The 12560-nt window shown below is 69.5% G+C and carries 9 protein-coding genes; 6 read left to right on the plus strand and 3 right to left on the minus strand.

Going from position 1 to position 12560, the window contains the following annotated elements:
* Positions 1-91: 91 nt before the first annotated feature.
* A complete protein-coding gene (locus V5D55_RS12025; protein ID WP_435743297.1) occupies positions 92-550 on the minus strand; it encodes a GNAT family N-acetyltransferase in 459 nt (152 codons plus the stop codon).
* Positions 551-724: 174 nt separating this feature from the next.
* Between V5D55_RS12025 and V5D55_RS12030 the strand changes: the two genes are divergently transcribed.
* Positions 725-2944: an NADP-dependent isocitrate dehydrogenase gene (locus V5D55_RS12030; RefSeq protein WP_435743299.1), complete on the plus strand. Its 2220-nt coding sequence runs from the start codon at positions 725-727 to the stop codon at positions 2942-2944.
* Between the two features lie 60 nt (positions 2945-3004).
* Here V5D55_RS12030 and V5D55_RS12035 read toward each other — a convergent pair whose 3' ends face one another.
* Positions 3005-4492, minus strand: coding sequence for a L,D-transpeptidase family protein (locus tag V5D55_RS12035; RefSeq protein WP_435743301.1), 1488 nt, complete (start codon positions 4490-4492; stop codon positions 3005-3007).
* Between the two features lie 102 nt (positions 4493-4594).
* The gene (locus V5D55_RS12040; protein WP_435743303.1) at positions 4595-4999 is read right to left on the minus strand and encodes a RidA family protein; all 405 of its coding nucleotides are present in this window, start codon (positions 4997-4999) and stop codon (positions 4595-4597) included.
* Positions 5000-5024: 25 nt separating this feature from the next.
* On the opposite strand from V5D55_RS12040, the gene V5D55_RS12045 reads away from it, so the two are divergent.
* From V5D55_RS12045 to V5D55_RS12065, 5 genes are all read left to right on the plus strand, one after another.
* A complete protein-coding gene (locus V5D55_RS12045) occupies positions 5025-6239 on the plus strand; it encodes an alanine racemase (protein ID WP_435743305.1) in 1215 nt (404 codons plus the stop codon).
* Positions 6230-9514 carry a family 20 glycosylhydrolase gene (locus V5D55_RS12050; protein WP_435743307.1) on the plus strand — a complete coding sequence of 1095 codons (3285 nt, stop codon included), beginning with the start codon at positions 6230-6232 and terminating at the stop codon, positions 9512-9514. Before V5D55_RS12045 ends, V5D55_RS12050 begins: the two co-directional genes overlap by 10 nt.
* 79 nt (positions 9515-9593) lie before the next feature.
* On the plus strand, positions 9594-10784 hold the full coding sequence (locus V5D55_RS12055) for an ROK family transcriptional regulator (protein ID WP_435743309.1): 1191 nt from the start codon (positions 9594-9596) through the stop codon (positions 10782-10784).
* Between the two features lie 37 nt (positions 10785-10821).
* Positions 10822-11787, plus strand: coding sequence for an ROK family protein (locus tag V5D55_RS12060; RefSeq protein ID WP_435743311.1), 966 nt, complete (start codon positions 10822-10824; stop codon positions 11785-11787).
* The gene (locus V5D55_RS12065) at positions 11780-12559 is read left to right on the plus strand and encodes a glucosamine-6-phosphate deaminase (RefSeq protein ID WP_435743313.1); all 780 of its coding nucleotides are present in this window, start codon (positions 11780-11782) and stop codon (positions 12557-12559) included. The genes V5D55_RS12060 and V5D55_RS12065 overlap by 8 nt, the downstream gene beginning before the upstream one ends.
* Position 12560 lies beyond the last annotated feature (1 nt).

The raw sequence follows: 12560 nt of genomic DNA on the forward strand, positions 1-12560 counted from the left end.
GTGATGAACCGCGTGGGAGCGGTCCCGCGGGCGACAGGTCAAAGGCGACGGAGTCTCGATGGGGGAGGGGATTCGAGACCCCGCCGCCGGTCTAAGGTGTGACGCGGATCTGCGCGATGATCTCGCCGTAGGCGGTCTCGCCGACGGGCGTGAAGCCGACCCGGTGGAAGAACGTCTCCGGTCCGCCGTCGCCCGCTTCGTAGATCACGTTGACGTGATCCACTTCGCGCTCGCGCGCTTCCTCGATGAGGGCCTCGACGGCGTAGCGACCCACGCCTCGTCCCTGGTCGTCGGCGTCGACGTTGATGCGCCACAGCACGGAGCGGAAATGCTCCTCGGGCGCTTCGTCGTCGAAATTGGCGCTGACGAAGCCGACGACCTCGTCGCCGTCGAGGATCACGCGCTGCCACGACGTCTGCGGATTGATGACGGTCGCAGCGATCCCGTAGGAGACCGGCGCGAGGAACTGCTCCTGTCCGGGCTTGAGCGACAGGTTGTTCACGGCGACGATCGTCGCGGCGGAGAGTTCGACCATGCGCAGTTCGGACATGGTCCCAGGCTAACCCCTCGCGCGCGAGCGGGCACATCCCGGGCGAACATTTCGTCTCAGGTCTATCAACCCTGGCTGTTCGGACGACGCCGCCACGAGGCGGCCCACGCGCCGAGAGCCGCTCAGGTATCTTGGTATCGAGACAAATTGCCCTCGCGAACGGAGAACCTCCCGGTGACCGACGACGCCATCATCTACACCTACACAGACGAGGCACCGGCGCTCGCCACCGCCTCGTTCCTGCCGATCATCCAGGCCTACGCCGGTCAGGCGGGCATTGCATTCGAAACCCGAGACATCTCGCTGGGCGGACGCATCCTCTCCGCGTTCCCGCAGAAGCTCACCCCGGAGCAGCAGGTGGGGGACGCCCTCGCCGAGTTGGGCGGACTGGCGACGCTGCCCGAGGCGAACATCATCAAGCTGCCGAACATCTCGGCATCCATCCCACAGCTGAAGGGGGCGATCGCCGAACTCCAGCAGCAGGGCTACGACATCCCGGACTTCCCGGATGAGCCGTCGTCCCTCGAGGAGAAGGACGTCCGTGCGCGGTACGACCGGATCAAGGGCTCCGCGGTCAACCCGGTGCTCCGTGAAGGAAACAGCGACCGCCGTGCACCGCTCGCGGTGAAGAATTACGCCAAGAAGCACCCGCACCGCAACAAGCCGTTCGCTGAGGGCTCGAAGACGCGCGTCGCGACCATGGGTCACGACGACTTCAAGAGCAACGAGCGGTCCTGGGTCGCGGCGCACGATGATGTCCTGACCTTCCGCCACAGGGCCGAAGACGGCACGGTCACCGTGCTCAAGGACGGCCTCAAGGTCCTCCCGCGCGAGATCATCGACGCGACGTTCCTCTCGGGCACGCAGCTCGATGCGTTCCTCGAGGAGACGCTGAAGACGGCGAAGGCCGACGACGTGCTCTACTCCGTGCACCTCAAGGCGACCATGATGAAGGTCAGCGACCCGATCATCTTCGGCCACGTGGTGAAGGCGTTCTTCAAGGACGTGTTCGCGCAGTACGGCGATACGCTCGCCGCTGCCGGTCTCAGTGCCAACGACGGGCTCGGCTCGATCCTCACCGGACTCGCGAACGTGGCAGAGGGCGACGCGATCGCCGCGGCCTTCGACCGGGCCATCGCCGAGGGGCCGCGTCTCTCGTACGTGAACTCGGACAAGGGCACCACGAACCTGCACGTGCCGAGCGACGTGATCGTCGATGCGTCGATGCCTGCGCTCGTGCGCAACGGCGGAAAGCTCTGGGGCAAGGACGGCGGCGAGGCCGACACGCTCGCGGTCATCCCCGACTCCTCGTACGCGAGCGTCTACCAGGCCGTGATCGACGATGTGATCGCGAACGGTCCTCTCGACCCGGCGACGATCGGCACCGTTCCCAACGTGGGTCTGATGGCTCAGGCCGCGGAGGAGTACGGCAGCCACGACAAGACCTTCGAGATCGCGGCGGCCGGCATCGTCCAGGTGCTCGACAGCGAAGGCACGGTCCTGATCGAGCACGAGGTCGCCGCCGGAGACATCTGGCGTGCGACGCAGACCAAGCACATCCCGGTGATGGACTGGGTCAAGCTCGCGGTCAATCGTGCGCGGGCGAGCGGCGTGCCTGCCGTGTTCTGGCTCGATGCGAACCGCTCGCACGACGCGCAGATCATCGCCAAGGTGCACCAGGGTCTCGCGACGCTCGACATCAAGGGCCTCACGATCACGATCCTCGCGCCGGAGGAGGCGACGCGCTACACGCTCGCGCGGATGCGCCACGGGCTCGACACGATCTCGGTCACCGGCAACGTGCTGCGCGACTACCTCACGGACCTCTTCCCGATCCTCGAGGTCGGCACGAGCGCCAAGATGCTCTCGATCGTCCCGCTGCTCGCGGGCGGCGGACTGTTCGAGACCGGCGCCGGGGGCTCCGCGCCCAAGCACGTGCAGCAGCTGGTCGAGGAGAACTACCTCCGCTGGGACTCGCTGGGCGAGTTCTTCGCGCTGGCCGCGTCGCTCGAGCACTACGCCGACCGCAAGGGCAACGAGAAGGCCCGCGTGCTCGCGGAGACCCTCGACGCCGCGACCGGCACGTTCCTCGAGGAGGACCGCTCCCCGGGCCGTGCCCTCGGCATGATCGACAACCGCGGCAGTCACTTCTACCTCGGTCTCTACTGGGCACAGGAGCTGGCGAAGCAGACGAAGGATGCCGACCTCGCCGCGGCCTTCGCGCCGATCGCTGCGACTCTCGCCGAGAACGAGGAAGCCATCGTGTCCGAGCTCAACGCAGTGCAGGGCAAGCCCGTCGAGATCGGCGGCTACTACCGGCCCGACGATGCGCTCGTCGAGGCCGTCATGCGCCCGTCGGCCACGCTGAACGGCATCGTCGACGCGCTGCGCTGACCCATACACGAAGGGGGCGGATGCATCGGCATCCGCCCCCTTCGTGTATCAGCGGTGACGTCAGTTGTAGACGGCGACCTCGAGGCCCTCAGGCGACCAGTCGTACACGTACTTGGCGAGGTCGATCGGAAGGTTCACGCAACCGTGGCTCATGCGCTGACCGTAGTTGCTGTGCCAGTAGGTGCCGTGGAACCCGATGTTCGGCGCGAACCAGGTGATCCACGGCACGTCCTCGGTGCAGTACGGGGCTCCCTCGTAGCAGCCCATGTCCTGCATGGCCGTGTGCGCGAAGACCTTGAAGTTGCCGGTCGGAGTCGGTGTGCCGGGAAGGCCGGTGGAGACCGCCCAGGAGTTCACGACCTTGTTGTTCTCGAAGAGGTAGGCCCGCTGCGCGCTGAGGTTGATCTCGATCTTGCGGAACACGTTCACGGTCTCGAACGGGGTCTTCGTGACCTCGAGCTCGTAGACGCCGTTACCGCCTTCGAGCTGGCGGGCGAACTGCTCGGCGGCCGTCGAGGTGTCGCCGAGGGCGCGTCCGTCGACGCCTGCCCGCTCGGCACGCAGCACGGTCCCGGCCGAGTCCACGATGTTGGTGGCGTTGACCGGAGCGCGATCCACCCGCTTGGCCAGGTTGTCGACGGTGGCCTGGATGAGCTGGGCATCGGCCTGCACTCGCAGCTGACCGTCGTCGTCGATGATGCTCAGCCAACTCGCGGCTCCGGCGCGCGAGACCGGCACGGTCCGCTCCTTGCCGACGTAGAAACCGACCGTGTCGAGCATGGTGTTGAGGGAGGCGGCCGTCGCTGTCGCGTCGTCGTCGGAGACAGCCGGGAGCGCTTCGGCGGGGCCGCCCGGATAGTCGAGGCTCTTCTTCCCGTCGGCGACTGCTGCGCTGAGCGCGCCGGTCAGGTCGGCGACGTCGATGCCGGTGCCCGCCTCTGCCGGTGTGGTCACGTAGTCGGCACTCGCGGTGTCGAAGACGACACCCGCGTCGACGGGATCCTGGAAGCTGCCGGGCACGGCATCGCGGAGGGCGCTCGTCGCCTTGTCGGCATCGAGCGTGATCTCGCCGGGAAGCGCGTCCCCCATCCAGGTGCCCAGGTTCCACATCGGGCGTTCGGCGAAGGCCTGATCGGCGAGGGCGGTGCCGTCGATGGCCGCTCCCAGATCGGCGCCGGTGAGGACGATGTCGTCGCCGGTGCCGGTCAAGGTGATGCGCGTCTCAGCGAGGTGCGCATCCACTGCGGCCGCGGCGGCACCGGGAGTCATCCAGCCCACGGGGATGCCGGCGACCGTCGTGCCGGGTGCGATGAGGATCATCGAGGCCGCGCCCGCGCCGAGCGCCACCACGCCGATCCCGAGTCCGATCCAGAGGCCGAGGCGGCGCTTCTTGGGAGAGGGTTCGATGGGTGCCCACGCGAGTGGCTGCTGGCCGTCGGCCGGCGGCATCGAATCGGTGGGGGCGTCGGACGGAGTCAGCACCGTGGTCGGTGCATCGTCACCGTGCGCTTCGGCTGCTGCGCCCGGCGCTGAGATCACATCGGTCACGAACTCCACCCCCCGGTCTTCACGTGCCTGACCTTCTATGGTACGTGATTGGAGGTAACGGGGAGGCAACGGTCGCCGGTGCGACACGCCCGGGTGTCGGACTCAGGCGACGACGGCGAGTCCGTCGATCTCGACGAGCATCTCCTCGCGGGGCAGACCGGTGATGACGGTGGTGCGCGAGGGGAGCACGCCGCTGGTGGTGTGGGCCGTCACGAATGCGCCGTAGGCGTCGTTCATGATCGGGAAGTCTTCGCGCTTGGTGAGGTAGACGCGCAGCATCACGACATCATCGAAGGTGGCTCCTGACGCCTCGACGATCGCCTTGACGTTCTCGAGCGTGCGGGTCGTCTGCGCGGCGACGTCGCCGGGGAACAGGTAGTCGTTCGTCTGGGGGTCGACGGGCCCCTGGCCGGAGACCTGCACGATCGGGCCCTTGCGCACACCCTGCGAGAACGTGTGTGCGGGGGCGGGAGCGGCGTCGGTGGAAACACGGGTCTTCGCGGTCATGTCCCCAGCCTAGTAGCCTTGTTAGGTGCCTCTACAAATTCCGGATCCCGTTCTCGGCGCCTGGGCGAAGGGCTTCCCGGCTCGCGCTTCCGGCCTCCGGTTGTCGGAGGTGGCCGGTGCCGATCTGCACCTCTCCGACCTCGTCACGCCGGTTCTGACCGTGCAGCAGACGGCGATCGCGCACAACGAGGAGACCGTCTTCGCATGGGCGCGAGAGCAGGGAGTGCTGCTCGCCCCGCACGGCAAGACCACGATGGCGCCCGCCCTGTGGCAGCGCCTGCTCGACGGGGGCGCCTGGGGCATCTCGGTGGCGACGCCGTGGCAGGCCGAGGTGGCGGTCGACGCGGGTGTGCGGACGGTGCTGATCGCGAACTCCGTGACCGATGAGGCCGCCGCCAGGCACCTCGGCGAGCTGCTCGATGCCGACGACGACCTGCGGATCCTCTGCTGGGCGGACTCGCTCGCCGGCGTCGAGATCCTGACACGAGCGCTGGCCGGCGGCCGCCGACCGCTGGATGTCATGGTCGAGCTCGGCGGCGTGGGCGGCCGCACCGGTGCGCGCTCCCTCGAGGAGGCGGAGCGGATCGCTGCGGCGATCTCGGCCGCGCCCGGACTGCGTCTCGCCGGCGTCGCGGGCTACGAAGGACCGTTCGGTCCCGACCGCAGCGACGCCTCCGTCAGGGCCGTCGACGACTTCCTGCAGACCATCGTCGAGCTGCACGGGCGGCTGGAGTATCCCCACGGCACCCGCCCCGTCCTCAGCGCCGGCGGGAGCGCCTTCCCCGATCGCGTGGCCGCGGTCCTGCGCGGGAGCGTCGACGCGGACGTGGTCCTGCGGTCGGGGGCCTTCCAGATCCACGACGACGGCTTCTATGGGCGCATGTCCCCGTTCGGCCCGCTCACCGGCACTGCACCGCTGCGCTCGGCGATGCACGCGTGGGCGCGTGTCGTGTCGCAGCCCGACGACGGGCTCGCGCTGCTCGACGCCGGGCGCCGTGATGTGCCGTTCGACATCGATCTGCCGACGCCGCAGTCGGTCGACGGAGAGATCACCGCCCTCAACGACCAGCACGCCTTCCTCCGCCTCGCGGACGGCGCCGCCGTCGCGGTCGGTGACGTGGTGCGTCTCGGGCTCTCACATCCGTGCACGGCGTTCGACAAATGGCGGGTGGTGGCCGTGATCGATGATCCCGATGCTGCTGACCCTCGAGTGATCGGAGCGATCGCGACATGCTTCTGAGTGTGGAGAGGGCTGCGGCCGGCCTGGTGCGGATCTACCGCGGCGCGACCGTGGTGGACGGTACCGGAGGGCCCCGATACGAGGCCGATGTCGCGGTCGAGGGTGCGCGGATCGTGGGGATCGTGCGTCGCACCGCTCCCGACGTCACCGAATTCGAATTGCCGGAGGGCGCCGTCGAGGTGGATGCCGCGGGGCTCGTGCTGTCCCCGGGGTTCATCGACATGCATGCGCACAGCGAGCTGGCCGTGCTGAGCGGCGCCCGTCACGACGCGAAGATCCGACAGGGCGTCACGACCGAGGTGCTGGGGCAGGACGGGCTCGGGTACGCGCCGCTCGATGACGCGACAGCCGCGGTGATCCCGGCGCAGATCGCCGGCTGGAACGGAATGCCGGAGGCGACTCCGTGGCGCACCATGGACGATCTGCTCACGGCGATCGACGGTGCCGCCGTGGCAAATGCCGCGGTGCTCGTGCCGCAGGGAAACCTGCGGATGATGGTGGTCGGGCACGAGAACCGCCCGGCGACGACGGCAGAGGTCGCGTCGATGGCCCTGATTCTCGGCGCGGCGCTCGACGCCGGAGCGTTCGGGATGTCGAGTGGTCTCACCTATACGCCCGGGATGTACGCGGACAGGGACGAGCTCGTGGCGCTCTGCCGCGTCGTCGCGGAACGCGGAGGCTACTGGGCGCCGCATACGCGCAGCTACGGCGGGGGAGCGCTCGACGCCTACCGCGAGGCCCTCGACATCGGCAGACGTACCAGCTGCCCGATCCATCTGACTCACGCCACGATGAACTTCGCTCCCAACCGGGGTCGCGCCGCCGAGCTTCTCGCGCTGATCGACGAGGCTATCGCCGACGGCGTCGACGTCACGCTCGACTCGTATCCCTATCTTCCCGGGGCGACGACTCTCGCCGCGCTGCTGCCCAGCAGACTGGCGGCGTCGGGAGATCTGCTGAGGACGATCTCCGACCTCGATGCCGACGGACGGGAGATCGTGCGCCGGGAGGTGGAGGAGAGCGGCTGCGACGGCTTCCACGGCGAGCGGGCGGACTGGTCGGCGATCCAGATCTCCGGCGTCGCGAATCCTCTGCTCGCCGACCTCGTCGGGCGCCACGTCGATGAGATCGCGGCGACCAGCGGACGGCGCCCCATCGATGTTGTGCTCGACACGATCGTCGCGGATGCCGGCGCCACCGGCATCCTGATGCACATCGGCGACGAGGACAACGTGCGCACCATCATGCGCCATCCGCGCCACACGGGTGGCAGCGACGGCATCCTGGTCGGAGCGCGTCCGCATCCACGCGGTCGTGGCACGTTCCCCCGCTACCTCGGTCACTATGTGCGCGAGCTCGGCATCCTCACGCTGGAGGAGGCCGTGCGCCATCTGGCGGGCACCCCCGCCGCGCGCCTGGGGCTCCACCGCGGAGACGCCCCGCGAGGTGTGATCCGGCAGGGGGCCACGGCAGATCTGGTGCTGTTCGACCCGCAGACGATCGCCGCCGGTGCGACCTTCGACGACCCTCTCGCGGCACCCGTCGGCATCGTGGAAGTGCTGGTGGGCGGTGTTCCCGTCGTATCCGCCGGCGCGGTGACCGGCGCCACGCCCGGCAGAGCGCTGCGGATGCCGCCGCCGGCGCACCGGGCGACCGTGCCGCGCATCCGTGCCCGGATCGACCCCGCGGCACCCGGTTTCCGGTGGACCCCCGCGACACCGATCGTCGCACCGTCCGGAGATGAAACCCCCGGACTCGAGGCATCGATCGCGCGTCTGAGGGCGAGGGACGCCGCTGCGGGGGAGCCCTCGATCCGTCTGGTGATCGACCCGAGCCTCGCGGACGAGTTCGCGGAGAACGGGCGCATAGGGGATGAGGCTTTCCGTCTCACCGTGGCCGCGGACGGCATCGAGCTTCGCGGCGCGACTCCGGCCGGCGTGTTCCGGGCGAGCACGACGCTGCGCCAGCTCCGCGACCCGGATGCCGAGACCGCGGTCGTGCCTGCCGGAGTGTGGGCGGGCGCGCCTGCCTACTCGTGGCGCGGCGTGATGCTGGACGTCGCACGGCACTTCCGTCCCGTCGACGAGGTCCGACGCTTGATCGACCTGCTCGCCGACCATCACCTCAACGTGCTGCACCTGCACCTCACCGACGATCAGGGCTGGCGCTTCGAGGTGCCCGGCTACCCGCGACTCACCGAGGTCGGAGCACGACGCGAGGCGACGCAGCGCGGTCACGGCCCCCTCTCCACGGTCGAGCCGGGTGTCCACGAGGGCTTCTACACGACCGCTGAGCTGCGGGACCTGGTCGCGTACGCCGCCGAGCGATTCGTGACGCTCGTTCCTGAAGTGGAGCTGCCCGGACACATCCAGGCGGGTCTCGCCGCCTACCCCGAGCTGGGCAATCTCGACGTCTCGGAGCCGGCGACCGGGCCCTGGGAGCGCTTCGGCGTGAATCCGCGCACGCTCGCGCCGACGGAAGCATCCCTCGCGTTCGGCCGTGCTGCCATCGACGCGCTGTGCGACGTGTTCGATTCGGAGTGGATCGGCATCGGCGGTGACGAGGTGCCCGTCGTCGAATGGGCGGAGAGCGCCGCGGCCGCGGCGCGGATGCAGGAACTGGGCCTCGGCGGCCCCTACGACGTGCAGCCCTGGTTCACGGCGCACTTCGCCGCCCATGTCCACAGCCGCGGCCGGTCGGCCCTGGCCTGGGACGAGGTGCTCGAGGGAGATGTCCCGGAGGGGGTGCGCATCCTCGCCTGGCGGGGGCCTGCGGCCATGCGGGAGGCGCTGCGGCGGGGCGTCCCTGTCGTGGCGTGTCCGGACCTCGAGGCGTATCTGGACTACCCGCAGTCGGAGTCGACGGAAGAGCCCATCCGGGTCGGACCTCCGTTGAGCATCGAGCGTGCGTACACGCTGCGCGTGGAGGAGGGGGCGGTCGGCGGCCAGGCGAACGTGTGGAGCGAGCACCTGCCCACGCGTGACCGGGTCGACTTCGCCGTCTTCCCGCGGCTGGCGGCGATCGCGGAGAGGCTGTGGGACGGCGGTGAGCCGCGACCGTTCGACGACTTCGGGCGCCGAGTGCCGACGCACCTGCGCCGCCTCGCGGCGGCAGGCGTGCGGTATCGTCCTCTGGACGGCCCCGCGCCGGATCAGCGACGCCCCGGCATCCCCGGAAAGCCGCTCACCGTCGAAGCGCGGGAGGAGATCGTGGCCGGCCTCGTCGAGCGGCTCATCGAACGATCGAAGACCGCAGTCGGCGATGCTCGAAAGTAATGTAACGTTTCGGTAACCCTCGCCTTCCGGTCCTCGGCAGAGGTTGCACAAATTTTGTTCGTAAGGTCTACTAACAAACATGTCCGTTTCGGATGATCAGCGCGCCGCATCCCCGTCGGAGTACGGGGGCGGTGCCAGTGCGCACGCCTTCGGCCCCGGACGCCACCTCCGGTCGCGTTCGAAAGTGCTCCCCGAGCACGCACGCGGGCACAACCGTGCGCTGGTGCTGCAGACGCTCTATCACGCCGGGGCGATGAGTCGCGCCGATCTCTCGCGAGAGACCGGTCTGACCAGGGTCACGATCTCCGACCTGGTCGCCGAGTTCATCGCCGACGGGATCGTCATCGAGATGGGCGTGCGCGAGGCCGTCGGGCCCGGCAAGCCGCCGATCCTGATCGACATCGATCGGGTCGGTCATCAGATCCTCGGGCTCGACCTGTCCGGGCCGAACGCCTTCGAAGGGGCGGTGCTCAGCCTCGACGGCGACGTCCTGGAACGCCGTCAGGTGCCCCGTCCGGATTCCCCTGACGGCGATGCGGTGTACGCGGCGACGCTCGAGCTCGCGCGGAGCCTCGTCGCAGCCTCCACTCAGCCGCTGCTCGGCGTGGGTATCGGGACGCCCGGTGTCGTGCGTCCGGACGGACTCGTCCTCAGTTCGCCCAACCTGGGCTGGTCGAACTTCCCGCTCGAGGCCAAGCTCAGCGCCGACCTCGACCTGCCCGTCCTCGCGCGCAACGACGCCAACGCCGCGGTGCTCGCCGAGTACACGTTCGGAGACGCCAAGGCCGACTTCATGCTCATCAAACTGGGCCGCGGTGTCGGCGCCGGTCTGATCACCGGCAGCCAGCCGCTTCTCGGCAGCCGCTTCGCCGCGGGCGAGATCGGTCACGTGGTCGTCGGAACCGACGGGGGACCGCGCTGCGCCTGCGGCAAGGACGGATGCCTCGAGGCGTGGCTCAGCGTCAGCCGGATGCGCGAGGCGCTCGCCGCCGACCCTGCGAGGCGAGACGAGATCCTCCGCGACTCCGGGACGCGGATGGCGATCGCCATCGCCCCGATCGTCGCGGCACTCGACCTCTCGGAGGTCGTGCTGTCGGGCCCGGCCGATCTGCTCGACGGGATCCTGATCGACGCGGCCATCGAGACTCTGCACGCGCGCACGCTCGAGGGCGTCTTCGAAGATGTCGTCGTGCGCCGCACTCACCAGGACGACATCGTCCTGCGCGGAGCCGCGGTGATGGTGCTCTCCGGACAACTGGGAGTGTCGTGACCCGCGCCGCAGCCACGACAGATGCCCGCGTCATCCGATGACGGGTGCTGAGAGCGCCGACCGCACCGGTCGGCCGATTCGAGTGGGCCTGGACGTCGGCGGGACGAAGATCGATGCCGTCGCCGTCTCTCCGTCCGGCGACATCCTGGGACGCCTGCGCCGGTCCGCCGGATGGGGCGACGATGCTGTGGTCGAGAGCATCGTCATGGCCGTCACCGCACTCATCGATGAGACCGGTCTCTCCCTCGCCGACGTCGGCTCGGTCGGCATCGGCATCCCCGGCCTCGTCGACGTCGAGACCGGGCGGGTCGACCACGCGGTCAACCTCGGCGTGAAGTCGCTCGACCTCGCGACCCGCGCCTCGCAGGCGCTGGGCGTGCCGTTCCGCGTGGAGAACGACGTCAAGGCCGCAGCCCTCGGAGCCGCCGTCCTCAACGGCGTGGCGGGATCGATGGCGTACCTCAACCTCGGCACAGGTGTCGCCGCGGGCATCGTGATCGACGGCCGTATCTGGCGCGGCTCGCGCGGCACCGCCGGCGAGGTCGGTCACATCTCCGTCGACCCGCACGGTCGACTCTGCGGCTGTGGTCAGCGCGGCTGTGTGGAGACGTTCTGCGGTGGCGGCGCACTCGCCAAGGCGTGGGGCCGCCCCGGCGCTCTCCCGGTCAGGGACATCCTCGACGCAGCGGATGGCGGAGACCCGATCGCGCTGGCGCTCCGCGACGATCTCTACCGCGGCGCGGCCGCTGCCGTCCGCGTGCTCGTGCTCTCCGCCGACGTCGAGACGGTCGTGATCGGGGGCGGACTCACCGCCCTCGGCGGTCGCCTCGAAGACGGCATCCGGGCCGCGCTGCACGCGGGCGCCGAGGCGTCACCGTTCATGCGATCGCTGCGCCTGGATGAGAGAATCGAGCTGCTCGCCGCAGGCTCACCCGCCGCCGCTTTCGGTGCCGCACTCGTCGGCGCATCCGTTTCTGAGAAGGAGATCGTTACCCATGGCTGAGGTCGTCATCGTCGAGAACGCGGAAGCCGCGGGTGCCCTGGTCGCCTCCGAGATCGTCGAGCTCATCGAGCGTCGCCCTGACGCGGTGCTGGGTCTCGCCACAGGGTCGACGCCGCTGCCGGTCTACCTCGCGCTCCGCACCCGTCTCGCCGGGCGCGACCTCTCGCAGGTACGCGGCTTCGCGCTGGATGAGTACGTCGGCATCGACCCTGCGCACCCGGAGAGCTACCGCTCGGTGATCACCCGCGAAGTCGTCGAGCCGCTGGGCCTCGACCCGCAGCGCATCCATGTCCCCAACGGGGCCGAGGCGACGATCCAGCACGCGGGCGACGACTACGAAGCGGCGATCGCGGCCGCCGGCGGCGTCGACCTTCAGATCCTCGGCATCGGCACCGACGGTCACATCGGCTTCAACGAGCCGGGTTCGTCGTTCGCCTCGCAGACGCGCGTGAAGACGCTGACGGAGCAGACCCGCGAGGACAACGCGCGCTTCTTCGACTCGATCGACGACGTTCCGAGGCACTGCATCACGCAGGGCCTCGGAACGATCCTGAAGGCCCGACACCTTGTGCTGCTGGCGTTCGGCGAGGGCAAGGCCCAAGCGGTCGCCGACGCCGTCGAGGGGCCGCTCACGGCGTTCCTGCCGGGTTCCGCGGTCCAGCTGCACCCGCACGCGACCATCGTCGTCGACGAGGCCGCGGCGTCGCGCCTGCGGCTGGCCGACTACTACCGCTACACGTTCGCCAACAAGCCGGCCTGGCAGGGCATCTGAA

The sequence above is a fragment of the Microbacterium sp. PMB16 genome, assembly GCF_051294855.1.
Lineage (GTDB): Bacteria > Actinomycetota > Actinomycetes > Actinomycetales > Microbacteriaceae > Microbacterium.

What these genes read in the sequence shown, in the direction of transcription:
- V5D55_RS12025 (WP_435743297.1), bottom strand. Translation starts at nt 550, where the DNA reads ATGTCCGAACTGCGCATGGTCGAACTCTCCGCCGCGACGATCGTCGCC.
- V5D55_RS12040 (WP_435743303.1), bottom strand. Translation starts at nt 4,999, where the DNA reads ATGACCGCGAAGACCCGTGTTTCCACCGACGCCGCTCCCGCCCCCGCA.
- V5D55_RS12050 (WP_435743307.1), top strand. Translation starts at nt 6,230, where the DNA reads ATGCTTCTGAGTGTGGAGAGGGCTGCGGCCGGCCTGGTGCGGATCTAC.
- V5D55_RS12055 (WP_435743309.1), top strand. Translation starts at nt 9,594, where the DNA reads ATGTCCGTTTCGGATGATCAGCGCGCCGCATCCCCGTCGGAGTACGGG.
- V5D55_RS12060 (WP_435743311.1), top strand. Translation starts at nt 10,822, where the DNA reads ATGACGGGTGCTGAGAGCGCCGACCGCACCGGTCGGCCGATTCGAGTG.
- V5D55_RS12065 (WP_435743313.1), top strand. Translation starts at nt 11,780, where the DNA reads ATGGCTGAGGTCGTCATCGTCGAGAACGCGGAAGCCGCGGGTGCCCTG.